The sequence below is a fragment of the Streptomyces sp. NPDC033174 genome (assembly GCF_055577795.1).
This window is the reverse complement of record NZ_JBVIPQ010000009.1, coordinates 150471-174035: the sequence shown is the minus strand read 5'-3', so window position 1 is coordinate 174035 and position 23565 is coordinate 150471. Positions and strand designations below refer to the sequence as shown.

Below are 23565 nucleotides of genomic sequence, written 5' to 3'. Positions count from 1 at the left end.
CGCCGTCGACGGCCATCGTGGCTGGTACGAATGGAGCAGCCACCCGGAGGGGGACCGGCACCCGGCCGCCAGAGCCGCGTCCTTGGCCTTCAGCATCACCTCGGCCCGGCCTCCGCGCCCCCGTCACTGCCGCCCGGCGGAGTCGGCCTCATGTTCCGCGCGGCCCTCCCGGCCGACGGGAGGGGTGTCGCCGAAGCAGCGCATCCCCTTGACGCCCGCCGAGCCCTGCCGAGTCTCACCGAGTCCTGCTGAGTCCTCCTGCGTCCCCGTCCCGACGGCGAGGTGGATCTCCCTCAGTCGTCGAGCAGCCGCCATGCGACGAGGGCGAGCCTGACCCGTGTCAGTCCGGTCGGTTCGGTGATGTCGACCCCCAGATTCCTCGCGATCTGGTCGAGCCGACGGGCGACGCTGCTGTGGTGCAGGTGGAGAAGGTCGGCGGCCCGGCGGAGGGAGCCGGTGGCGCAGTAGATGTTCAGCGTCTCCAGGTCTTCCGGGTTCTTGGCGATGCGGGAGATGGCGGCCACATCGGCGTTGTCGCGTGCGGTGTCCCTGGGTATCTCGGCCAGGAGCGCCAGCGCGCCCAAGTCGGTGTGGCGGATGACGGGTTCACGGGGGGTGGTGAAGCGGAGGGCGGTGCGGGCCTCCCGCCAGGACCGGCCGGGGGTGTCGGCGCTGCCGATGCCGGCGCGGATGCCTGCCGGGAACCGGGTCGGGTCCACGGTGGCGGCCAGGATGACTCCGACGTCGGCAAGCGGTGCCGCCTTCACCGGGCGGGCCGGACAGATCAGGGCGCCGATCTGATCGAGCGGGAGCTGCGAGCGTACGGCGACGACGTGGACCGGCAGGTCGGCGGCGAAGCCCAGGAGCCGCAGCGCCCGAGCTCGGGCCGCCTCGTCGCTGTCGGCGCTGATCGCCAGTTCCACGAGGGCGGGGTCGGCCATGGTGGTGCGGGCCGGGCCGTACCTCTCGACGACCGCCGCGGCGGCGATGGCGAGCCGGTCGAGCAGCGCTTCGTCGAGTGGGCTGGGCGGGCCGGGCCGTTCCAGCCACACTGTGCCGATCTCCTCCTCGTCGAGGGTGATCGGCGCCGTGCTGGACGCGGGTGGCGGCGGGGCGGGCGCGTGCCTGCCGTCGGGCGCCATGCGGATCGTCTGCCCCGTGCCGTGGATCCGGATCCCGGCCACGCACTCGGCCAGGCCCGCCGAGGCCCGGGTGAGCGCCGGAAGGTCCACGCGTCGGCGCATCAGCGTGTCGTAGAACATGACGACGCGGATCGCGCCTTCGACGTGCGAATCCAGTCCCGACAGCCGTACGGCCAGAGCCTCCATGGCAGAAGGATAGAAGGACAAGGGCGCGCCGATCGGCGCGTGATCGGGGCCGTATGCACGACGGTTGGCGGATGACCTCCTTGGGGGGCGGCCGTGAGGATCGTCGTCATGGACCCCGAACTCGAAGCCTTCCTGCCCTTCCTTCCCGAGAACGACCTGACCGACCCGGTGACTACGCGCAAGAACTTTGCCGCGCTGGCCGCCGCGGTGCCGGCGCCGGACACCACGGGTATGGAGGTCGAGGACCGCACGGTGCCCGCCGATCCCGACGTGGCGGTGCGGATCTACCGCCCGCACCAGGCGCAGGGCGCCATCGTCTGGCTGCACGGAGGCGGATTCGTCTTCGGCGACCTGGACACCGAGCACCCGTGGGCCACCAAAATCGCCGACGGCTCCGACGCGGTGGTGATCTCGGTGGGCTACCGCCGCTCCCCGGAGCACCGGTTCCCGGCCGCCCTGGATGACGCCTACGCCGTTCTGACCTGGGTGACCGAGCACGCGACCGAACTCGGCATCGACCCGGCGCGGATCGGGGTCGGAGGCCACAGCGCCGGCGCGAACCTCGCGGCCGCGGTGTCGTTGCGGGCGCGTGATGAGCACGGTCCGGCGATCCGCTTCCAACTGCTCAACCAGCCAGGGCTCGACGACCGGCAGGAGACGTGGTCGGCGCGGAACTTCACCGACGTGCCCTGGTTCAATCGCGAGAAGGCCGCCGCCTCGTGGCAGCACTACCTGGGCTCCCAGCCCGCCACGCCGTATGCCGCGCCCTCGCGGGCCACCGACCTCTCCGGTCTCCCACCGGCCTACATCGCCACCGCGGAGTACTGCCCGAACCGCGACGAAGGCATCGAATACGCGCTGCGCCTGCTGCAGGCGGGCGTCCCGGTCGAGCTCCACCAGTGGCCGGGCACCTTTCACGGCTCCCAGGCGATCCTCCACGCCGAGATCTCACAGCGACAGAACGCCGAACTCTGCGCCGCCCTGCGCCGCGCTCTGGCCGATTGAGCCGTGGCCGTCCAGGTGGATGTCACCAGGTGGATGCCCAAGTGGCTGCCCAAGCGGATGCCCGAGTGGCTGTCCGGGTGGCTGCCCAAAAGTACGAGGAGAGCCTCGTTGCACTCATTGATCACGAAAGGACTGACGTTTTGAAGATCCGAATGGCAGTGTGTGGAAGCGTGGCCGCGCTGAGCGTATGCGCGGGCACGGTGGCCGCGGTTCCCGCACCCAACGAGGCAAGGGCCGTGCCGGCCGGCATCAGCACGAGCCCGTCCACCCCCTTCGATCCCGTGGGGCTCGAGTCCGCCCTCGACGGTGTCCACCGCGCCGGGGTGCCGGGGGTGTACGCCGAGGTGCGCGATTCCGGCCGGACGTGGCGCGGCGCTTCGGGGGTGGCCGACGTCCGGACCGGCCGTCCCGTCACGCCCGAGATGCGGCAGCGCATCGGCAGCATCACCAAGACCTTCACCGCCGCCGCAGTCATGCAGCAGGTCGAGCAGGGCCGGATCCACCTCGACGCGCCGATCGGTCGCTACCTGCCGCGGCTGGTGCCGGGAGAGCGCGGCAGGAAGATCACGGTTCGGATGCTGCTCAACCACACCAGCGGCATTCCCGACTACATCCCCTATGCGTTTCCGTCCCTCCAGGGGTTCCCTTCCGTGCCGGACATCTCACCCGAGAGCCTGGACGACAACCGGTTCAGGCAGTTCCGCCCGGCCGAGCTGATCGAGCTGGGGCTCACGGCGCCTCCCACCGGCGAGCCCGGAGGCCCAACAGGGGTGTATTCCAACACCAATTACCTTCTCCTCGTCCAACTCCTGGAGCGGGTGACCGGTACCACGGCCGAGGAGTACATCACCCGGAACGTCATCGAGCGCGCCGGGCTCCGGCACACCGGGTTTCCGGCCGGGCCGCACATCAAGGGCCCGCATTCGCGGATGTACGAGGCCCTCTTCGGCTTGATCTCTCCGCCGCGCGACTACAGCGTCTACAACATGTCCTGGGTGGGGCCGTCGGCCGCTCTGGTGTCGACCATGGAGGATCTCAACCGTTTCTACGCCAGGCTGCTCGACGGCGGAATCGTCAACCAGTCGTCGCTGGCGCAGATGCAGCGCACGATCCCGGTCCGCGCGCTGGACGGCTCGACGGTCGAATACGGCCTGGGTCTGCACAAGGTCGGTATCTCGGGCTGCGGCACCTTCTGGGGCCACGACGGCACGGTGTGGGGGGCCGGAACGATCTCCCTGACCCGGGCCGACGGCAAGCGCCAGATGTCCGTCGCGATCAACCTCCAGAGGTGGAACACACCCGACTCCTCGGGGAAGCCGCAGCGCCACCCCATCGACGACGCGCTGTCGACGCTGTACCGCCAAGCGATGTGCGGTGACGGAAACACCCGGGCTGAGATCGCCTCGTAGGTCGCTTGGTTGGCCGTCGCGTGCTGCGGCCGGCCGAGAGGCCACCGAGGCCGGCAGCGCCTCGCGTACGGTCAACACATGCACGATCAGCGGGAGCAGGATCAGAGCGACGGCGAGCCGTGGCCAGAGCGGGCAGACCTGCCCGCTCTGGCCACAGCCGTCACCACCGACGCGGCCACAGAAACCGAATCAGTGGTGTTCCTGTGCGCGACGTGTGGCGTCCCGTTGACGGGGCCGCTCACACGCCTGCCCGCTGTTCCCGAGCCTCCGTACTACGCATGGTGGGACGCCGATGAGCCGGGTCTCTCGCCGGCGACCGTGCCGTCGGGCCGCTACGCGATCGAGACGGAGCCGTACGGCGCGCCCTTGGTCGTCGCCGAGGCGGCCGGGCCGGTGATGCCGCGCCACGGGACGAAAAGCGTGCACGGGCAGCCGTTGGTCTCGCAGGGCCCGCGAGGCAACATCGTCGTCAACCCGGGCGACGCCCGCGGCCTGGAGCTGCGGCACGCGTCTGCCGCCTGCTGTGGAGCGACCCCGTACGGCGGAATGAACCAGCTGTGTGTCTGCGGAACCCTCGTCGCGACCCTCTGCTCCGACTGCTGCCTGCCGTACGAGCTCCATCTGTCGGCCGGCCACGTCCGCGCCGTTCGCCCCTGACTCCCCTCCGCTCATTCACCGCGTCCCTGGGCCATCGGGCCGGTGCGGGTCGTCGAGGGCCGTGTGGGCGAGGGCGGTCAGGGCGCTGGTGATGCGTTCGAGGGTCGTGCCGCTCTCGCGCTGATGGCGGAACAGGTCGGGCGCGAGCGGGGCGAGCAGGTGATCGGCTGCGGTGTCGGGGTCGGACAGGCCGGCCTGTCGGGCGAGATGGGCGACGTGCAGGCGCCAGAAGCCGTAGGCGCCGGTGCGGTAGCGGGCGTTGCCGGTTTCGGCTCCGAGGACCAGGTGGATGTGGTTCTCCAGGAGTTCCGCCATGGCGCGGTAGAAGGCGGCCAGCCGGGCGGCCGGTGTCGGCTGCGGCGCGGAGGGGTCGCCGGGGCCCAGGGGCGGGGCGCCACGCAGCAGCTTCGCCTGCAGGGCCCGCTCGTGCTCGTCGAGGAGGGCGCGGGCGATGGACGCGCGGTCGGGATAGCGCCGGTAGAGGGTGCCCCGGCCGATCCCGGCGGCCTTGGCGATGTCGTCCATGGTGACGGCCGTGGGGTCGCCCTCGGCGAAGAGGCGTTCGGCGGCGGCGAGTACGCGTGCCCGGTTGCGGGCGGCGTCCGCGCGTTCGCGCGGCGGCTCGGTGGCCAGGGGCAGTGGTGGGGGCGGCGGCAGGTCTGTCACGGGAACAACCCTACGAGTAAGTGGACAGGGCGTCCACTTGCTCGTAGGGTGCGGAGCGCCGGTAAGTGGACGACGTGTCCACTTGTCGGCGGCCGTCGACGTTTTCGTCTTGTCGTACTCACTTCTTCACAGGGGGTCCCATGTCCCGGTCCCGGCTCCTGCATCTGGACAGCAGCGCCCGCTCCGACTCCTTCTCGCGCCGCCTCGGCGCGGCCTTCGTACGGGCCTGGCGCGAGGGCGGCGGCGACGTCATCCACCGCGATCTGGCGGCCGATCCGCCGCCGCCCATCCGTGAGGGCTGGACCGAGATCTGCGACACCCTGCTGCGCGAGGGGATCACCGACACCGGTCGCTACACCGAGGCCGTCCGCACCGACCGTCAGCGGGAAGCATGGACGGTCGTCCGCCCACTGCTGGACGAGTTGGTCGCCGCCGACGTCGTACTGATTGGCGCCCCGATGTACAACTTCGGGATCCCCGCCGCCCTCAAGGCCTGGATCGACCAGGTGACGTTCCCCAAGATGGTGCTCGCCCCGCGGAAGTTCGTCGTCGTCTCGGCCCGTGGCGGAGCCTATGGGCCCGGCATGCCACGCGAGCCGTTCGACCACCAGGGCCGCTACCTGCTCGACTTCTTCCGCGGCCACTACGCGGTGGACGACGGGCGGATCATCAGTGCCGAATTGGTCAACTCCCTCGTCGACCCGGGCCTGTCCGGCTTCCTCCCGCAGCACGAGGACTCGGCCGCCGACGCACTGCGCAGCGCCATCGAACTCGGGACCGAACTCTCCGGCCACACCATTCCGAGGGGGAACTGACCGTGCCGTGGGTCTGGCTGCTGCTGGCCGGCGCCGTCGAGGTCGCCTGGTCCCAGTCCATCAAACCGACCGAAGGATTCACCCGGCTCCCGCAGACCGCTCTGTGCTTCGTACTCATGACCGGCGCGGTGTACCTGCTCTCGCGCGCCCTCCAGGGCCTCCCTGTCGGCCCTGCGTACGCCGTCTTCACGGGGATCGGCACCATCGGGGCCGTCCTGGCGGGGCTGCTGCTGCGCCAGGAGTCACTTTCTCCCGCCACCCTCGCCGGGCTCGTCCTCATCACGGCAGGCCTGGTCACCGTGCATCTTGGCACGTCCGGCTGAGGGCCCGACGCCGCTCCCTGAACACCCGTGGCGCAGCCCGCGGATGAGGACGTGATGAGGAGGGCGGAAGGGTGCGACGATCCCCGAGTGAGAGAGATCGACGAGTTGGTCAATGTGGACGATCCGGCGTGGCCGGGGGTTCAGGAGATGCTGAGGGCGAGTTCCGTGCCGGTTCAGGTGCTGCCCGCCGACATCGACGAGGGACGCCGATGCCTTCTGCAGATGCAGGTCAGCGCGCGATCGGTGCTGGGTGCTCTGGCGCTGAACACCGGCGGATTGCTCGTGGACAACGGGTGGGTGCGGGTGTTCGGCGGGGGCTCGGTCGTGGACGGGGGGCTTCAGAGCCTGGCGCAGGTCAACCGCTTCCCCGCCGACTTCGATCCCGTATGGCATCCCGCAACGGGCCTTGTAGTGGGCCACGACGTGGTCGGTGGGGTCTTCGCGCTGAATGGTGGCGATCCTGCGGCCCTGGGTCGCCCTGGGGCACCGGGACAGATGACGTACTTCGCTCCCGACACCCTGGAGTGGGAGGCGATGGAAATGGGCCACTCAGCGTGGGTTACGTGGCTGCTCTCCGGCCTGTTGGGCACGTTCTACGACGGGCTGCGATGGCCCGGCTGGCGTGAGGAAGCCGCAGCCCTGGGCCTCTCGCAGGGGATTGCGGTGTATCCATTCCTCTGGTCCAAGGAGGCTCACGCCGATCTCGCGGCCACGAGTCGGCGGCCCGTGCCGATGCGTGAGGTCATGGGAGTCGCTGCGGATTTCGCTCGGCAGATGGGGCCGTCTGATCCCGGGTTCCTCGGCGAGGCGTGACACGGTTCGCTCGTCATGAACCCCAAGCGACCGGGCTCGCGGCCGCAGTGGCCTGCGGCCGGCGACGTGCTCGTCCTGATCTCGTCACCGACGACCTGTGGCGGCGCATTGCCCCTCGACACCGATCTTGCCCGAGGCCGTGCGTGCTACGCCGCCGAGGCCTGGCTCGATGCCTTCGAGGGCCTGAGTGCCGCCGACGGAGCCACACCGCTCGGCCCCAACGACGTGGAGCTACTGGCCAGGTCCGCCTGCATGTCCGGCCGCGACGACGCGACGTGGCCGGGCTGGAGCGCGCGCATGCGATGTGGCTGGACGCCGACGACGTACCCCCGCGCCGTCCGCTGCGCGGTCTGGATCGGTCACAGCATGCTGTTCCGGGGCCACGGCGCCCGGGCGAGCGGCTGGTTCTCCCTCGGTGGGCGCTGGTGACTGGCAGTCCGGCCACGTGACGGCGAGAGTTGGCCCGGTTCTGGAGCAGTGTGACGGGTCGTCCGATGCATCCGGAGGACAGACCGGGTGACCGGGAGACTCAGGTGCTGCTATATCCGTTGCCAGGTGCCGAACCGCTGCCAGCGGCGGAACATGTCGTACACCCGCTCCCTGTCGGGACCTGCTCGCCGAGTACGGCCCGCCTCGAGCTGCGTTCAGTGGAACTCGTGGACCAGTTGAATCTCACCGACGATGTGAGCGTTGAAGACGTCGAGCTCCTCCGCCGGAACCCACAGTTCGAGGATCGTCCGCCCGCCGGCCTGCTGGACGGGATACCGGCTGAGGAAGTCGGAGTCGACCTCGAAGCGCGTGACGAAACCGGCCCCGTCGTGCTTCACGTTCCAGTCCCTCGCGATCTTGATCGCGTAGTCCTCGTTGAGGACCGGGTAGAAGATCGGCTGCTCCGGCAGGCGAGGTGGCCAAGCACGCCAGCCCAGCTCCTTGAGCAGGTCCAGCTCCTTGGGTCCGGTCGGGCGCCACAGGGTTGTCGTTGCTCGCCGGCTGGTCATGGAAATCGCTCTCTGAACGTCGAGGGCCCGCCGAAACGGCTGGTCAGGAGACCGGACGTTACCGGTACGGCAACCCCGGTGCCACGCCGTTTCGGCACCCGCCCACCATGTCCAGGGGGCCGCGATCGTCAGTCACCGGACACCCCCCAGCTGCGTGGTCAGGAATGACCATCCCGATTGGCAGCGGTTTGGTGACGAGAGGCCGCCCGGCCGGCCGGAAAAGGCTGCACCGGCACGGGTGCTCGTACTACATCGACCTCTCGGGCGGGATTCTGGCGGACTACGAGCCGGAAGAGCTCGAGCAGGTGGCGACCCGGATCGGCGAACCGTACGCAGTCTGTGTGTCGTGCCAGTCCATGGACGCGGCCCGGGCCTTCCTTCGGGACGTCCTTCCTGGTGTCGACGGTCTCGTCGACACCAACCATTACGAGATCCTGAAGGCGAGCGAGCTCCTCGCGCTGGTGGACCGTTGTCCCGGATGGGACTGGCGTCGCCAACCGAGCACGGACCTCCAGTAGGCCGGCTCACGTCGGCGCCCTGTCACCTGCGGGTCCGGATGAGGATGGCAGCGGTTCAGTCGTGTGCGCTTCGCCTCGCGGCATGCGCCTGCCGCCACTCCTCGGCTGCCTGGATCATGGCCTGGCCGACGTGCTCGAAGAAGTGGCCTATGTCCTGCATCCGGGTACCGGCGGGTGTGCTGACGCCGAGGATCTGGGCGCTTTGACGGGCGAAGTCGGCGAGCATGGTGTTCTGGCGAGCGCTGGCCATCCAGCCGCGGTACCAGGCGTCGGAGTCGATGACGTATCGGTCGCGGCGTCGGCCGGGTTCCTGTTCGCGCCTGATGAGCTCCTGCTGTTCGAGTTCGCCGACGGCCTTGGAGATGGAGGCGGGGCTGACCTGGAGGCGCTGAGCGAGCTCGGTGGCGGTCAGGCTGCCACCGTCGGTGACGTACAGGCAGGTCAGCACTCGGGCCGTCATCCGCGGCAGCCCCGTGCCCACCATCATCGCGGTGAACTGTTCCTCCAACTCCTGGACCGCCTCGGGGTCGCGCCCGTGTGTGTCGTCCACGACCGGAGCGGCCGGGGGCGGGGTCCGCTTACGACGGCGGGCGCGCCCTGCGGTCGCCTGATGTGCCGTGTCGGCCCGGTAGCCGCCCTGGCCGCCGTTGCGGGCCACCTCCCGGGTGACAGTGGAGATGGGCCTGTCCAGTCGGCCGGCGATCTCGGTGTAGGTGAGTCCTTCCGCCAGCCCCTTGGCGATCTCCCGCCGCTCGTGGTGGGTCAGTCTGCCTCCGGGCATCGGACTTACCTCCGTCAAGTCTTCGCGTGTGGGCAGTATTGCGTTCGCAGGCAACTCATTGCAAATCAATAGAGGCCGAATGTGCATTCATCTTCATAGTCATTGCAAGAGTAGACCTCTGTGGCCTGGAGATTTATGGCCTACGCCGTCATTTTGATTGACAGAATAGTGAACGCAATTTAGCTTTTAGTCATTCGCGAACACGCGAATGTCGTCGGAGTGGCTTGGTGTGAGGGCTGCTCGTCGCCGTGATCGGAGCCCTCATGACGTCCTTCCTCATCCCGTTGCGCACCTTGCACCGGCCGCTGGTGATATGCGCTGCCCTCATGCTCCCCCTGATGGTGGTCGCCGGTGTGGGGCTCAAGGTGGACGGCCGGACGCTGTTGGACGAGTCGGTGTGGGGGAAGCCGCTCAAGTTCGGCTTCGCCTTCGCCCTTTACGCCGGCACGCTGGCGTGGCTGCTGACCAAGCTCACCAGGGGCAGACGGCTGGGATGGTGGCTGGGTACCGTCTTCGCGGCGGCCGCGACCGTCGAGGTGGGTGCCATCACGGCCCAAGCGGCGCGCGGCACCTTCAGCCACTTCAACGCCGACCAGACCGACCCCGTCACCCTGGCCCTGGTCCCCCTCCTCACCTTCGGCGTGATGGTCATCGTCGTCGCGCAGTTGATCCTGGCGATCGTGGTGCTGATGCAGCGCACCGGCGGGGCGGCATTGAACCGGGCCATCCGCGCCGGGCTCGCGCTGGCCACCTTCGGCATGCTCCTGCCGGTCTACTGGATGGTCACCGAGATCCACTCCCGCACGGTGGTCGACGCCAACGGTCACCCCGTGCAGATGTACCAGGGCCACGGCATCGGCGACCCCGACGGCCATGGCATGCCCCTCACCAACTGGAGCGCGACCGGAGGCGATTTCCGGGTGCCCCACTTCTTCGCCCTGCACGGCATCCAGGTGCTTCTTCTGATCGCCGCGGTGCTGGCGGCCCTGGCCGCCAAGCACGTCTGGCTGCGCGACGAGAAGGTACGGGCCCGCCTGGTCGGCACTGCCGCCCTTGGCTACACCGGGCTGGTCGCGGTGGTGACCTGGCAGGCGTGGCGCGGCCAGTCCCTGATTCACCCGGACATGGCCACCCTCCTCGCCCTCGCCATGGTGCTGTTGCTCGCGGCGGCGGCCACCGCAGCAGTGATCGTCATTGCCAAGCGCGCTCCCGCCGTACCCGCCAAGCCCCCCCGGCTCCCACAGATGGCGCGCTGACGACCCTCCTTCCCCTACTCAACTTTGCCGGCGGCCTCTGCGAAAGCTCCCGCGATCGTGTCAACCATCAACTGCTGCGCAGCTGCGGTGAGTTGCCCATAGGCTGTGGTCTCGAAATGTTTCCTAGGGGGAAACCGCGTGAACCATCCGGATGGCATCAAGCTGCTCACAGGCGCTCATGACTACCTGCTCTCGGTGGTACGCGGCGTCTCTGAGGACGGCTGGGCGAAGCCCACGCCGTGTACCAGGTGGACGGTACGCCAGGTCCTCAACCACGCCCGCCTCGACCAGCAGGCGTACGTAGCGGCCCTCACCGGCGAGGGAGGGCCGCAAACCGATCCCTTCCAGCCGGTGGACTCCTTCGACGCCGACCCCGTACGGCAGCTGCAAGACGTCCTGACGGGCGTGAGCGCCGCCTGGGTCGCCGCAGCCGACGCGGAAAACGTGACGACCCCGCTGCCCGTGGGGCCGCTGCCCCTGTGGGTGGGAGCCGGAGCATGTGCGGTGGACGCGGCCGTCCACGCTTGGGACATCTCCGTGGCCACCGGCCAGGATGCGCCGCTGCCGTCCTCGCTCGCAGAGGGCATGCTGGCCGTGGCCAGGCAGCCGTGGGGGGAGCAGTTGCGCACCTTCGCCTTCGCCCCCGTGGTGCCCACCCCGCAGGGCGAGACCGAGGACGCGGCGGACGCACTGCTGCGCTTCCTCGGCCGCGACCCCCGGTGGAAGGCTCCGAGCGCCTGACGGTGGCCCAAGGTGCCGGGCCGTCCACTGCGCCGGCTGCGTCGTTCGACGCGGGACCGTGCGGCCGCGGTTTGCCGTGGCCGCCGGTGTCCTGACGGTCGGAGTGCTCGTGTTCCTCAGGTCGGCGGCAACAGGCTCCACACTCGTCTGACCGACTTCGTGCAGGCACTTCCCCCTGGGCGGGGCCGGGCGCTCGTGTTCGCCACCAGTGGGCTCCCCGAGTTGCCGACGGCGCCTTTCAGCCGTCCTCTGGTCCGGCTCCTCGAAGGCAATGGCTTCGCGGTGGAGGGGAGTTTCTCGTGCCGGGCGTTCGACACCTGGACGCCCTTCAAGCTCGTCGGCGGTATCAACAAGCAGCGGCCGGACGCCGGTGACATGGCCGCCGCACGGGCGTTCGCCGAGATGCTGCGGGACGGCAAAGGGCCAGTGTCCTGACTGCGCCGCTTCGATCGCTGAGAGAGGCCCGGGGCGGTCCGGCCCGTGCCCGACGCGACCGTTGAGCACGTTCGCGTCTTCAGTTCGCTCATGCGCGAGCACCGAGCACCGAGCACCCAGGCGCAGGTCTCCACGGTTCGGCAAGGCGACCAGGCTGCCGAACCGAAGACCCCGGGCCGTCGTGAGTCCTGGCTCTGGGGGTGTCTGTACCGCGGCTGCCCAGGCGAAGCCCCTTGCGGGTCCGGAGGCCTTCGGCGCCTGCTGCGTCCCGCCAAGGGCTTCGCTTCGACAGCGTTCGCCTGGTCGCTGCTCGGTCAACCCTCAGCGTGCGCCGAAGACCTGCGTCCAGTAGGGGCCGCCACCGGAGTGGATGCCGAGGCCGATCTCCTTGAAGGAGCAGTTGAGGATGTTCGCCCGGTGGCCGGGGCTGTTCATCCAGGAGTCCATCACCGCGGCCGCTGTGCGCTGGCCCATCGCGATGTTCTCGCCGTACGTCGACCAAGGGTAGTTGGCGGCTGTGATGCGCTTGCCCGGGTCCTCGCCGTCGGGGTTGGTGTGGTCGAAGAAGTCCCGCGCGGCCATGTCGTCGGAGTGCCCTTGCGCGGCCTGGGCCAGCTTGGAGTTCTCGGTCAGTGCGCCGCAACCGGCCTTGGCGCGCTCGGAGTTGACCAAGCTGACCACCTGCTGGGCGGTGGAGGACGAACCTGAGCCGTCCGTCGTGCTCGTGGGCTTCGGCCGGGGTCGCGGTGAGGTGCGCGTGGTGGCCGTCTTCGTGGGCTTGGGTTTGGCGGCGCGGCTCGCGCTGGGGGTAGGGCTCTTGCTGGGACTCGGCGACGCGGACGGCGACGGGGAGGACGACGGCGTCGCGGTGGCCGGGTCCGTGCGGGTGGGCAGGGCGGCTCCGGGAGCGTCGGCACGTGCGGCGTCTACGGTCACCACCTCGTCCTCGGGACCCGTGATCAGGTAGAAGGACCCACCGGTGACCGCCACCACCGCTATGCCCGCGGCGACGACGGCCCGGCGTCGCCCTCGCCGCTGCTGCCGGCGACGGGCGCTTCTGGGGCCTGGCGCGGCGGAGTCGACGGCGTGCTGGGGGCCGCGCGGCGTCCGGGCCTCGTACGACGCGGCGGGCTCGTATGACGTGTGGGGCTCGTATCGAGAGGAGGCGAGCGGGGCGGACGCGGCGGCGAGCCCGAGACCGGCGCTCTCGCGGACGCCTGCGAGCAGCAGCCCGGCCGGGGGCACCAGCAGCAGGCCGGCGAGCAGGCCCTCGGCCGGCACGAGGCCGCTCCACAGGCCCGCGCAGTGCGCGCAGGCGCGGGCGTGCCTGGCTATTCGCTTGCGCCACAGCGCGGACGGGCGGCCGTCCCATCCACCGATCTCGGAGCGGAGGGTGGGGCACAGCGGGCTCGCCGAGAGGGCCCGTACGACGACCCGGGCGGCCTCCAGCTGCGCCTTCATCCGCTGCACCCGGACCGCGGTGTGCTGTGTGGACAGCTCCAGGGCCGCCGCCACCTCGTGGCGGGTCAGCTCGCCGGCGCACTCCAGCCACCAGAGGGACAGCAGAGCACTGTCGTCCGGCTCCATCCAGCGGGTCGCCTCCGCGGTCTCTCGGCGCTGGCCGGACAGATTCAGCCGGACGACGGTCAGATCGACGAAGTCGGCGCCCGGCTGAGCCAGGTCGCGGGCCTCGTCGAGGACGCCGGTGTGGATACCGGCCTGCTGTGTGTGCCAGTGGCTGCGGATTCCGTTCATGGCGATGGCCACCAGCCAGGACCGGAAGCTGTCCGGGGAGCGCAGATCGGCCAGTCCGTCGAGCGCCCGCAGCATCGTCTCCTGCACGACGTCGTCGACATCATGATGGCCGTTCATCGCCCGGCCCACGATGTTGTAGACCAGGGGCAGGTAGGCGGCGATGAGCTGGTCCTGCGCCCGCAGATCGCCGGCCTGCGCCGCTCTGACCAATTCCGTACCGCTCTGTTCGCCCATGTTCAGATCCGCCCTGTCTGTCCCAGTCCTTGCCGATGCCCAACACTTGGGAGACCGCAGGCCCTCCGTCCGATAACAAGAAATTCTAAAAATGCTGCGGTGAATCTTCCGGGCGGGTGGTCGAAGGCGGGTGGTCGCGGGCGGGGGCAGAGGTGGGCGTGCGGCCGCCCGCCCGGGGGCCCGGCCGCCCAGGACGGCTGGGCGGCCGGATCGGCTGTCCGTCACCGCCCGCCGGATGGGCTAGGTGTCGGACTGCTCGTGGGCGAAGGGCTGGCACTGTCGGAAGGAGTTGGGGACGGGGTCGTCGGCGACGGGGAGGCCGAGTGGCTGGGCCGGCCTTTGGGTGGCTTGGGCGTCGGCTTCGCTTTCACGGGTGGTGGCGAGCTGGTGGCAGCGGGAGCTCGGGGAGGCCTTGATTCCCGGGCATCCGGGTCGTCCCGATCAGGAGCCGTCGTACGAGGATTCCGGGCACTGTCGCTGCTCCGCTCCCTCCCACCCTTTCTCGCCGGGTGCGTGGCGGGATGCTCTGGTGATGGTGAGGCCGTAGGTGAAGGGCTGTCGTGACCGGGGGGTTCGTCGGGAATGGCCTCCATCGCGCGCGGCGCCGCTCCGGGGGATGCGGCGGAGTGCTGCGGAAACAGCAGTGCGGAGGCCAGGCCTCCGAGCACGGCGAAGGTGGCCGCGCCGAGAGTCCAGGTGCTGTACTTCCTCAGCTGCGGGGAGCCGTGCCGGAGTGCGGTCGCATCCGCTGGGGATGTGGAGGGCAAGGAAGGCCCGGGGGGCCCCGAGAGGCCCGCCCCTTCACCGAAGAGCACATCCAACACCGCCGGTTCGACTGGCGGAGCACCTCTGCTCCCGTCACCCGGTAGTCCCGCGTGGGGCTCGTAGGCGCCGCACTCGGGACACGTCACGGTGTCGTTGAGGGTACGGCGACAGGGAACGCAGTAGTCCATGGGCTCGACCCCTCAGCGTGTGAGTCGCTGGAAGGAGCCCGGGCCCGCCCATCCGGCCGGCTGACAGCCACCGGCCGGAAGAACGCGCTTGGTGCCCTTGGGAAAGATCCTTGGCATGCGTAAACCTCGCTCACTCACCGGTCTGTAGTTCGGTCACCGGTTACCGAGGTCAACGGGACCGGGTGAGTCGGTGTTCAACCAGCAGCCGAAACGTGGCGCACGCAACTCCCCGTGGGGGCGGCACGGAACTCGACGGCGCGGCGCACCTCTGCGGTGCGTCGGGCCGGGCGGATCAGTACCGTTCGGGGGAGCCGTTCTCGTTCTTCAGCGCGGAGACCAGGTTCCCCGACGGGATGCGCTTGCTTCGCGCCGAAGCAGGAACTCGCGGAGTAATACCTCTGTTCTCCGCAGCTGGTCCGGGGCCGCCGGGGCGATGCCATGGCGGTGAGCCGCCGCCGGAGACTGGGCGGCTACGCGGCCCAGATCGCCCGTCAGAACTCGAAAGCCTGACCCATCCCGATGAAGCTCCTATGGATCATCAAGCTAGTCCCCCGAGTCCGGGGTAGGCGCCGCGCATCGTCACCGAAGGGGGAGTGGGTCGGCGGACAGCCTGCCGCCCCACCGAACTCAGAGCTACGCCGCATGCTCGTGGGTGCAACCCCATTGCGGTGAAAGGCGCGACCTGAACGCTGACGGCCTCCGGCTCCATTTCGCCAGCGTCCGCCAGCCGAAACTTGAGGCGCGCCAGGGCTCGAGCCCGGGACTCGCTCGATAATGGGCATGTGAAGGGCTCCTCTGGTTCTGCCGGAGGCCGCACGTGAGTGTGGCCGGGGCTCTGGGTGCCACCAGAGCCCCGGCCCGGCGTGTGGGCGTTGAGGTGGGGCCGGCCGATCATCCGCCGGCCGGGCCCGCTTCACGCGAGCCGCTGCCATGCCGTCCGATGCCCCTACCGGCCCACGACTGCTATCGCGTCAACTGCGCCACACACCCTGCCACCGCGGAGACCGCGCCGAGCATCGCGATGATCACCTGCGCTCGGTGAGCTGGGTCGAGCTGCTTTCGTCGACCGGGCTCCTTGGCCCGCTTCCCCATGTTGACCACCTTCCATATGGACGGGCTTGCCCAACCCCGATGCCGGAAAAGCCACGGGCCTACTGGACACCCGGGCACTGACGGCACGCCAGCGAGCGCGCCCCGGCGAAACCTGGCGAATAGTCACCAGCCCCTGAGCTGTAGTTGGCATCAACTCAGCCGAGAACCCCGGGCCTTGACGTGACCGGATAACAAAACACGCGCCAGCCACGCCTTTCGCACCTGTTCGGGCCTGGCCGACTGGGCCGCAATCCCGTGCCGCGGGTGTGGGCAGCCCTGTTCACGAGCGACTCAGCCGTGTCGTGACCATCGGGGACCACGATCCGCTCGGGGCTGTGCGGGGAAGCGGCCATGCAGCGGAATGGCGGAGGCTCCCGACGGTGTGGGCGCGCGAACGGGCTGCCACGGTCCTCACCGAATTCACGGGAATGGACCTCATGCGCAAGCGGGTTGTGGGTGAGCTAAACGCGGTGGGATCGATGCTCACCTGCTCGGCGGTCCCGAGTACCGGGCTCCGGTCCGCCTGTGCTCTCCCACGATGCCGTGTCCTTGTGTGAGGATCCGCGTTGGCGAGGGCGACGCGTGCACACGTCCCGGCATCCCGCATGCCGGGCGGCGTCAGTCAGCGGCCCCGTCTCCACGTCGGCGTCGGGGCGCGCCGGGGCCGGCATGCACGGGCCTACGAACGCCTCGTCCAGCACTCGGAGACCTTGATCACAGGGGCCGCGATCACGTTGATGACCCGCCGTCTCGGGCGGAGAGCACGGGGGCCGCCGGTGACATGGTTCGACGTGGACTGCAACACGGAGCTCCCGCTGGCCGCGGACTTCCAGACGTCGTCGATCGGCTGACTGCGTCCGCACCGCTCGACCTCGATGACGCCGGCGGCAGTCGATCAGCTTCATGATCTGGCTCCGGCCGAGCCTTGCCGTGTTCAGGATGCCTGTGCTTCCACGATCCCGTCCCAGCTCTTCGGCGTTCCGCTCGCCCGGCCGGAGAGGACAGCGGTGGCCGCTGCGTAGGCGTCGATCGGATCGGACTTGCCGTGAGCCCGCCTGGCCTTTCGATCTGGGCGGTCGACCTCCACGACCGTGATGCCGTTCGCCGTCAAGAGCAGGGCGAGTTCGGCGCCGTTGGCCCCGCTGCCCTCCATGCCGACGGCGATGACATCACCCTGGGCGCTCAGCCAGGCTGCCGGTGGCCAAGCTCCCATGCCCTTCGCGTGACGCCGGCCCCCGCACTCCTGCCGGCGGGACAGGGGCGCGGGGGCCGGCGCGGCTCAAGACAGCGGCAGGCTACTCCTGGCCGGTGGCTGCCTCCCTCTTGCGGCGCCACCAGATGAGGGTCGCACCGGCGGCTGCCAGGGCCGCAGCGATTCCGGCGAACAGCCCGACGGGAGTGTCGGATCCGGTGTCCGCGAGATCGCCCTCGGGGTCCTGGGGCTTACCGGTCGGGCCGCCGCTTCCCCCGTTGCTCTGCGTCGGTGTGGGAGTCGGCTTGTCCGTCGGGTCGGGGTCGCCCGGGTCCGTCGGGTCCGGGTCGGGGCCGGGTCCCGGGCCCTGGTCGAGCTTGCCTGCGCCGTTGCCTCCGAGGTAGGTGGTGCTCGTGTCCCGGTAGGCGGCTTCGTCGGTCACGGACCGCTGGGTGGTCTTGTCGAGCTGGGGGTGCTCGATGTCGAACCGCGTCTTGGTGATGTTCCGCTTCGGTGACTTGGAGAAGTCGACGCCGCCGACGGAGATGACCCAGACTTCCTGGCCCTTGCGGAGTTCGTACTTGAACTCGCCTTCCTTGAAGATCTTGACGTACTTGTTGTAGACGCCGTACTTCGTCCAGTCCTCGTTCGGGGCGCGCAGGGGCCACCGCTTCACGTCGTTGCTGTTGATGATCTTGCGGAAGTCGGTGGGCGACTGCTGGTCCTTCTGGCGGACCCATTCGGCGGCCACGCGGGAGGTGTAGACACGGCGCAGATCCGCGTACTCGGGCGCCTCGTTGATCCACTTCTGCACCACAGGGACGACCGTGGTCTTCAGGACGCGTTCGTTGTGCTCGATCTCCGCCTTGGTGAGCTTGCAGGGCTCGCCGTCGCCGGGGCCGGGGGTGGAGATGTCCATGGGAGCAGTCAGCAGCTTCAGCGGCGCGTCGAGGATGTAGATGCCGCCATCCTGCTCGCGGACCTTCGCCGGGGCCGGTTCGATCCAGTTCCGTCCGGAGTGCAGGCACGGCCATCCGTTGCGCTTGGCCAGGCTGTCCCAGGCCCGCTTACCGACGTCGGTCTTGGGGTCCATGGCTTTGAAGAAGTCGTGCTTGAGCCGAAGATCAGCCTCCAGGAGCACTCGTCCGGCGTCCGTCTTCGCGAACGACGAGTCCATGATCTTGTCGGGCTGGTCCGGGTTGAGGTTGACCCAGAACTTCTCCGGCGTCAGTGCGAGCCAGGTGAAGAACGCGTCCGAGGCCAGCTGCAGCTTGGCCTTGCCACCGTAGGACGGATGGGCATCCGGGTTCTTGACGTAGTCGGCCTTGAACGAGTAGTCGATGCCCTTACCGGGCTGCGGGTTGCCGACGTAACGGAGTTCCAGAGTGGAGAAGTCCACGCCGCCGGGGCCACGGCCGCCGGGGAACGCGCCGCGCGTGCCGCTGTTGCGGGCGGCTTCCTGAAGCCGGCGCGCATCGTTCGGGGTGGGGCCGGAGTTGTTCGCCGCGGAGTTCATCGATCCCCGGCCGCCCTTGAGGGGGTCGGGATTCATGACCGGGTCGTACTTGGTGTAGATGTTCGGCTTGCCGATGTTCGCCCGGCCGTTGGAGCGGTGCTCGCGGACGCGTACCTGAGTGCGGTTGGTGCCTCGGTCCTTCTTCAGCTCGTCGTCCAGGTCGCGCATGGCGTTCTTGGTTCCGTCCTCGGTCTTCTGACCGGTGACGTAGGTGAGCCGATGATCCTTGTACTTGGGGTCCTTCAGAATCGCGCGTTCGGCGCGGTGCTGGTCCGAGCGGTGCTCGCCGCTCGACTTGAACTCGGCGAACTCTTTGCTGTTCTTGTTGTACGCGTCGAAGTCGCGGACGATCCACTTTTTGCCAGTGGGGTCGCTGGGGTCCTTGACGCGCACCTTGACCTGGCACAGCCAGTCCGGTCCGACGAGGTTGAAGTCCTTGACGACCTTCGCTTCGAACCGGCGGCCCTTGGCGTTGTTGACCTCGTTGCCGACCAGGCGGACCTTGAACCAGTCGTCGAAGTTCTGCATGCCGCGCGGGCCGGTGAGCTGCTTGTTGTAGCGCGCGTATATTTCCATCGCCCGGTCCGCGGGGTTACCGGACTTCTTGTACGCGTTGCCCCACTTCTTGATGTCGGCCTCGGTGTTCCCGGCCTTGTCGAGCTGGGCCCGTGTGGGTTCCTTCAGGTCGTCGAACGCGGCGGAGGGGTTGTCGAAGCTGTAGTCGGTCTCCAGACCGGCGGGAAGTTCCGAGAAGTTCCCGCTGCCCGGTATCTGGCCGGGCGGAGTGTTGATCTCCTTGCCCAGCCACTTCTTGTCGCACCGCTTTCCGCCGATGATCTCAGCGGACGCGCCCGTGATCGGTAACCCGGGAAGGCCGGTCAGCGTGACCGCGCCGGCGGCGGTGAGCGCGACGGCCAGCCGCGCCACGAGTCGATGGCGGCGCCTGGGTGGTGTAATCGCTTGCCTCACGATGTGCGTCTTTCCCTCGTTTGGTGGGGGCAGCTGAGGGACGTGGGGTCGGTGCGCGTTGCCCCCGTGACATGAGCACCGCCAGTCACCATAGGGCTTCAACTGAGGGTCCACGCAGGGGATTTGGCCGTGTCGGGGACACCTTCACACGAAGCAACCGTCACTCCGCTTCCTTACAGTGGGGCCATGAGCGAACCAAAAGGGGACGTCCGCGAGGCGGCGGAGCAGCTTTCGGCATGGCTGGACGAACGTGCCGTCGCCTTCGGAGAGTGGACCGGTGCCACCGGCCGGGACGGAGTGTGGAATTTCAGTGAAGCGTCGCTGGAAGACCTCGAAGGTCTTTTGCGGGAGCGGTACGCGGACGATGCGGCGATCCTCGCGGACAAGACGAGTAGCTTCGTGCAGGGCGCCACGTGGTATCTGGGTGAGGTGCTGCGGCGTCACCGCGGCGCCGTGTGGGGCTTTGCCCCGTGGGCGCCGGGCAAGGACGCTCCGGTGCCGTCCCTGTTCGAGGGCATCGGCGCCGTCACCGACACCCCCCACCTGACCGGTCCCGGAAACGGCGGGGACAGCGGCCGGTTCTATCCGCTGGGGGCGTTGAACGTGCTGTTCTGGGAGACCGATGAGCTGGACCAGCCCATCGACTCCCACCTCCGCGACGCGCTGGACGAATTCGCCTGAGCCGTCGCCGACGGCCGGGGCATAGATGTGGGGAGGGCCTTCGGTCGGCCCATGAACCACCACCGCCTATTGCTGGGGGCGCGGGCGCGCCGCGTGCACGGGCTGGGAGCCGTTCCTTAATGCCGGACCCTTTCCGGGGTCTCGGGTCGTCGCCCCCGTGGAAAACCCGCGTGCGTACGGGATTTCGGTCGTGCCAGGATGACCTGGGGAAGCGAGGTCTCGTGGACGAGTTGAGGCGATTCGGCCCGGCGCTGGTCGCGTGGGCGGCCGGCGGAGCGGGGGCGGATGCGGCCGCCGCGGTGGCGCGGGAGCTGGCGGGCGGTGTGCGGATGGTCGTGCTCGTCGAGGGCAGCAGCGATCAGGTGGCGCTCGAAGAACTGGCCACGCGCTGCGGCCGCGATCTCGAGGCGGAGGGCGTTGCGGTCGTACCTCTCGGAGGTGCGATGAGCATCGGACGGTTCCTGGACGTGTGCGGTCCTCCGGGGCTCGGTCTCCCGCTGGCCGGTCTGTGCGACATCGGCGAGGAGCGGCACTTCCGGCGTCATCTGGAGCGGGTCGGGCTGGGGTCCGGTCTCACGCGCGCCGGACTGGAGACACTCGGGTTCCACGTGTGCGTCGCCGATCTGGAGGACGAGCTGATCCGCTCCCTCGGGGCCGAGGGCGTGCGGCAGGTGATCGAGGCACAGGGTGAGACGCGCCCCTTCCACACCTTCCAGGGCCAGCCGGCACAGCGGGAACGGCCGGTGGAGCATCAGCTGCGACGCTTCATGGGTACGCACAGCGGTCGCAAGGCGCTCTACGCGCGGGCGCTGGTCGCGCACCTGGACCTCGGGCGCGTTCCCCGGCCTCTGGAGCAACTCCTCGCCCACGTGTGACACGGCTGAAGCCCTTGGCCGCATGTGACACGGCCGAACACCTTGGCCGCATGTGACACGGCAGAAGCCGCCGACGCCGACGCCGACGGCGCTCTGGTGCGGGACGCGGTCGAGTGGGTGGTGCCCGTCCCGGCACAGGCACCACCCCGCAGGACCCCACGCTTGACCGATGCTCAGCGGTCCGCGTACGGCCGCCGCCGCCGGTGCGCGTCGGTCAGCGCCTGCGGCCGCCAGACCCCGTCGGGGTGGTAAAGGTTGCGGCCCGGCGGGACGATCTCGTCGATCCGGTCCAGCGTCGCGTCGTCGAGCACGAGGTCGGCGCCCTTGAGCAGGCCGTCCAACTGCTCCATGGTGCGCGGACCGATGATGACGGAGCTGACCGCCGGGTGGGCGAGCGGAAAGGCGACCGCGAGCTCCGGCAGCGTGCGACCGAGGCCGTCGGCCAGCTCCACCAGCTGCTCGACGGCTTCCAGCTTGGCGACGTTCTCCGGGATCGCCGGGTCGAACCGCGCCGGGGTCAGCGCCGCCCGCCCCGTCGTCATGTCCACGGGCGTGCTCAGGCGGTGCTTCCCGCTCAGGAACCCGGAGGCGAGCGGGCTCCAGGTCAGCACCCCCATCCCGTACCGCTCGGCCACCGGCAGGACGTCGGCCTCGATGCCGCGGGCCAGGATCGAGTACGGCGGCTGCTCGGTCCGAAAGCGAGGCAAGGAGCGGCGTTCGGCCGCCCAGTGCGCCTCGATGATCTCCCCGGCTGGGAAGGTCGAGCAGCCGAACGCGCGGATCTTGCCCTCCCGCACCAGGTCGCCCAGGACGGAGAGGGTCTCCTCCACATCGGTGTGGGGGTCGGGCCGGTGCACCTGGTAGAGGTCGATCCAGTCCGTGTCGAGTCGGTGCAGGCTCTCCTCGACCGCCTGCACGATCCAACGGCGGGAGTTGCCGCGTCGGTTGCGGCCCTCGCCCATCGGGAAGTGCACCTTGGTGGCGAGCACGACGTCCTCGCGCCGCCGCCCCTTGAGCGCCTTGCCGACGATCACCTCGGACTCCCCGGCGGAGTACATGTCCGCGGTGTCGACGAAGTTGATCCCCCGGTCGAGGGCGGCGTGCACGATGCGCACGCAGTCGTCGTGGTCCGGGTTGCCGACGGCGCCGAACATCATGGTCCCGAGGCAGTGGGCGCTGACTTCTATGCCGGTTCGGCCGAGCGTGCGGTATCGCGTGGAGGTCATGTGGCCGCACTCTAGGACTTGGAGTGCACTCAAGATCAACCCCTTTCCGGCGATCTCCGGACCGTCCTCCTCCGCTTGCTCCTCCTACGCGGCAAGCCACATCGGCCGACGCCCGTACGTGCGAAGGCGAGCAGCCGCGCCGTGCCGTTCCCCGCGTCAGGGCGGGCCCGCGCTCGACCGGGTGTCGGCGTCGGCCTTTTTTCGGTGGGCTAGGATCGCGGCTATGACTACCGGGACGGCATTGCGCCACACACGGATTGGTGACCCGGTGCTCTTCTGAGCGCCGTACGGGCCGGTGCGGGCCCGCTGTTCGATCGAGGACCTGGCGCTGCTGCGCGCGCTCCGCCTCCGTCGTGTTGATCACAGGCTTGACACATCAACGACGACAGGAGAATTCATGCCCACCAAGACGCTGCAGATTCCCACCGCGGACGGCCGGGCCGACGCCGTCGCCGCGTTCCCCGACCATGGCGAGCGGCATCCAGGGGTGCTGATGTACGCGGACGGCCTCGGCATCCGGCCCGTGCTGCGGGAGATGGCCCGCGAACTGGCCGGGCACGGGTACTACGTGCTCGTCCCCAACCTCTTCTACCGGCACGGCCCGGCACCGCTGATCGACCTTCCCGAGCACATCGGAGAGGAGGTCCGGCCCGCGATCATGGCCCAGCTGATGCCGTTGATCGAGGAGCACACCGCCGAACGCGTACTGCGCGACGCCGACGCCTATCTCAGGTTCCTCACCGCCCAGCCCGAGGTCGCCACCGGACCGGTCGCGGTGACCGGCTACTGCATAGGCGGCCTCCTGGCGATGCGTACCGCCGCGGCCCACCCCGGGCAGGTGGCCGCCGTCGCCGCATTCCACGGTCCCGTGGGCGCGGACGGGCCAGACGCCCTCGCCGAGATCACTGCCCAGGTCCACTTCGGCCACGCCGAAACCGACCTGACGCCCGAGGCCCTGGGCGAGCTCAACCAGGCTCTGGACGCCGCGAAGGTCGACTACACCTCCGAGATCTACCCCGGCACCGTCCACGGGTTCACCATGTCCGACACCGACGCCTTCAACCCGTCCGCACTGCAGCGCCACTGGGACCGCCTGCTCCCCCTCCTCGATCGCACCCTGGTCAGAAGCTGAGGCTCCAGTCCGCAAATCGAACCGGTGGTGACGGCCCGTCAGGCCGGGCGGCTGGTGGATGCCGGCTCACTGGTCGGCGCGTGAGTGAGTGATACTCGGCGGCCGTTGGCGCTTTGGTCGGCACCCGGTTTGCAGCGTGTGGGACGAGCCAGTTGGGTGAACGTGATCTTGTGATCTGCCCGGTCGGGCCTGATG

21 protein-coding genes and 3 pseudogenes are annotated in these 23565 nt (G+C 69.4%); 16 read left to right on the top strand and 8 right to left on the bottom strand.

The window, feature by feature from the left end; translation table 11 throughout:
* Positions 1–293 precede the first annotated feature (293 nt).
* A complete protein-coding gene (locus ACZ5VC_RS26955; RefSeq protein ID WP_469122582.1) occupies positions 294–1328 on the bottom strand; it encodes a PucR family transcriptional regulator in 1035 nt (344 codons plus the stop codon).
* A 108-nt stretch (positions 1329–1436) separates the two neighbouring features.
* Between ACZ5VC_RS26955 and ACZ5VC_RS26950 the strand changes: the two genes are divergently transcribed.
* From ACZ5VC_RS26950 to ACZ5VC_RS26940, 3 genes are all read left to right on the top strand, one after another.
* Complete coding sequence (locus tag ACZ5VC_RS26950) at positions 1437–2333, top strand: alpha/beta hydrolase (protein ID WP_469122581.1); 897 nt, start codon at positions 1437–1439, stop codon at positions 2331–2333.
* A 170-nt stretch (positions 2334–2503) separates the two neighbouring features.
* The gene (locus ACZ5VC_RS26945) at positions 2504–3742 is read left to right on the top strand and encodes a serine hydrolase domain-containing protein (RefSeq protein ID WP_469122580.1); all 1239 of its coding nucleotides are present in this window, start codon (positions 2504–2506) and stop codon (positions 3740–3742) included.
* A 78-nt stretch (positions 3743–3820) separates the two neighbouring features.
* Complete coding sequence (locus ACZ5VC_RS26940) at positions 3821–4399, top strand: hypothetical protein (RefSeq protein WP_469122579.1); 579 nt, start codon at positions 3821–3823, stop codon at positions 4397–4399.
* Between the two features lie 15 nt (positions 4400–4414).
* Here the strand turns inward: ACZ5VC_RS26940 and ACZ5VC_RS26935 are convergent, their stop codons facing one another.
* Entirely contained in the window at positions 4415–5065 is a 651-nt protein-coding gene (locus ACZ5VC_RS26935) for a TetR/AcrR family transcriptional regulator (protein ID WP_469122578.1), read from the bottom strand.
* 140 nt (positions 5066–5205) lie between these two features.
* Here ACZ5VC_RS26935 and ACZ5VC_RS26930 point away from each other — a divergent pair, with 140 nt between their 5' ends.
* The 5 genes and pseudogenes from ACZ5VC_RS26930 to ACZ5VC_RS26910 all read left to right on the top strand — a co-directional run.
* Positions 5206–5880: an FMN-dependent NADH-azoreductase gene (locus ACZ5VC_RS26930; RefSeq protein ID WP_469122577.1), complete on the top strand. Its 675-nt coding sequence runs from the start codon at positions 5206–5208 to the stop codon at positions 5878–5880.
* 2 nt (positions 5881–5882) lie between these two features.
* Positions 5883–6203 carry a DMT family transporter gene (locus tag ACZ5VC_RS26925; RefSeq protein WP_469122576.1) on the top strand — a complete coding sequence of 107 codons (321 nt, stop codon included), beginning with the start codon at positions 5883–5885 and terminating at the stop codon, positions 6201–6203.
* Between the two features lie 87 nt (positions 6204–6290).
* Complete coding sequence (locus tag ACZ5VC_RS26920; protein ID WP_469122575.1) at positions 6291–7016, top strand: DUF2625 family protein; 726 nt, start codon at positions 6291–6293, stop codon at positions 7014–7016.
* Positions 7017–7031: 15 nt separating this feature from the next.
* Entirely contained in the window at positions 7032–7445 is a 414-nt protein-coding gene (locus ACZ5VC_RS26915) for a hypothetical protein (RefSeq protein ID WP_469122574.1), read from the top strand.
* Positions 7446–7474: 29 nt separating this feature from the next.
* Positions 7475–7558 (top strand): annotated as a pseudogene (locus ACZ5VC_RS26910) (VOC family protein); the annotation flags it as partial.
* 102 nt (positions 7559–7660) lie between these two features.
* Here ACZ5VC_RS26910 and ACZ5VC_RS26905 read toward each other — a convergent pair.
* Positions 7661–8014, bottom strand: a complete 354-nt coding sequence (locus ACZ5VC_RS26905) for a hypothetical protein (protein ID WP_469122573.1) — start codon at positions 8012–8014, stop codon at positions 7661–7663.
* A 164-nt stretch (positions 8015–8178) separates the two neighbouring features.
* Here ACZ5VC_RS26905 and ACZ5VC_RS26900 point away from each other — a divergent pair, with 164 nt between their 5' ends.
* Positions 8179–8532 (top strand): hypothetical protein, encoded by a 354-nt coding sequence (locus ACZ5VC_RS26900; protein ID WP_469122572.1) that lies wholly within the window; start codon positions 8179–8181, stop codon positions 8530–8532.
* A 55-nt stretch (positions 8533–8587) separates the two neighbouring features.
* On the opposite strand, the gene ACZ5VC_RS26895 is transcribed toward ACZ5VC_RS26900, so the two are convergent.
* On the bottom strand, positions 8588–9313 hold the full coding sequence (locus ACZ5VC_RS26895; RefSeq protein WP_469122571.1) for a GbsR/MarR family transcriptional regulator: 726 nt from the start codon (positions 9311–9313) through the stop codon (positions 8588–8590).
* A gap of 263 nt (positions 9314–9576) precedes the next feature.
* Here ACZ5VC_RS26895 and ACZ5VC_RS26890 point away from each other — a divergent pair, with 263 nt between their 5' ends.
* The 3 genes from ACZ5VC_RS26890 to ACZ5VC_RS26880 all read left to right on the top strand — a co-directional run bounded on the left by ACZ5VC_RS26890 (position 9577) and on the right by ACZ5VC_RS26880 (position 11745).
* On the top strand, positions 9577–10569 hold the full coding sequence (locus ACZ5VC_RS26890; RefSeq protein ID WP_469122570.1) for a hypothetical protein: 993 nt from the start codon (positions 9577–9579) through the stop codon (positions 10567–10569).
* A 138-nt stretch (positions 10570–10707) separates the two neighbouring features.
* A complete protein-coding gene (locus ACZ5VC_RS26885; RefSeq protein WP_469122569.1) occupies positions 10708–11310 on the top strand; it encodes a TIGR03086 family metal-binding protein in 603 nt (200 codons plus the stop codon).
* A gap of 195 nt (positions 11311–11505) precedes the next feature.
* Positions 11506–11745, top strand: coding sequence for an NADPH-dependent FMN reductase family protein (locus ACZ5VC_RS26880; protein ID WP_469122568.1), 240 nt, complete (start codon positions 11506–11508; stop codon positions 11743–11745).
* Between the two features lie 321 nt (positions 11746–12066).
* Here the strand turns inward: ACZ5VC_RS26880 and ACZ5VC_RS26875 are convergent, their stop codons facing one another.
* Positions 12067–13734, bottom strand: coding sequence for a sigma-70 family RNA polymerase sigma factor (locus ACZ5VC_RS26875; RefSeq protein WP_469122567.1), 1668 nt, complete (start codon positions 13732–13734; stop codon positions 12067–12069).
* Positions 13735–16444: 2710 nt separating this feature from the next.
* On the opposite strand from ACZ5VC_RS26875, the pseudogene ACZ5VC_RS26870 reads away from it, so the two are divergent.
* Positions 16445–16564, top strand: a pseudogene (locus ACZ5VC_RS26870) (IS5-like element IS4811 family transposase); the annotation flags it as partial.
* A gap of 161 nt (positions 16565–16725) precedes the next feature.
* On the opposite strand, the pseudogene ACZ5VC_RS26865 reads toward ACZ5VC_RS26870, so the two are convergent.
* Together ACZ5VC_RS26865 and ACZ5VC_RS26860 are read right to left on the bottom strand one after the other, a co-directional pair.
* Positions 16726–16968: pseudogene (locus ACZ5VC_RS26865) on the bottom strand (IS110 family transposase); the annotation flags it as partial.
* Positions 16969–17074: 106 nt separating this feature from the next.
* Complete coding sequence (locus ACZ5VC_RS26860; protein WP_469122566.1) at positions 17075–19456, bottom strand: LPXTG cell wall anchor domain-containing protein; 2382 nt, start codon at positions 19454–19456, stop codon at positions 17075–17077.
* A gap of 186 nt (positions 19457–19642) precedes the next feature.
* Between ACZ5VC_RS26860 and ACZ5VC_RS26855 the strand changes: the two genes are divergently transcribed.
* On the top strand, positions 19643–20137 hold the full coding sequence (locus ACZ5VC_RS26855; protein WP_469122565.1) for a hypothetical protein: 495 nt from the start codon (positions 19643–19645) through the stop codon (positions 20135–20137).
* Positions 20138–20358: 221 nt separating this feature from the next.
* A complete protein-coding gene (locus ACZ5VC_RS26850) occupies positions 20359–21012 on the top strand; it encodes a TOPRIM nucleotidyl transferase/hydrolase domain-containing protein (protein ID WP_469122564.1) in 654 nt (217 codons plus the stop codon).
* A gap of 173 nt (positions 21013–21185) precedes the next feature.
* On the opposite strand, the gene ACZ5VC_RS26845 is transcribed toward ACZ5VC_RS26850, so the two are convergent.
* A complete protein-coding gene (locus ACZ5VC_RS26845) occupies positions 21186–22238 on the bottom strand; it encodes an aldo/keto reductase (RefSeq protein ID WP_469122563.1) in 1053 nt (350 codons plus the stop codon).
* A 397-nt stretch (positions 22239–22635) separates the two neighbouring features.
* On the opposite strand from ACZ5VC_RS26845, the gene ACZ5VC_RS26840 reads away from it, so the two are divergent.
* The gene (locus ACZ5VC_RS26840; protein WP_469122562.1) at positions 22636–23370 is read left to right on the top strand and encodes a dienelactone hydrolase family protein; all 735 of its coding nucleotides are present in this window, start codon (positions 22636–22638) and stop codon (positions 23368–23370) included.
* Positions 23371–23565: the final 195 nt, after the last annotated feature.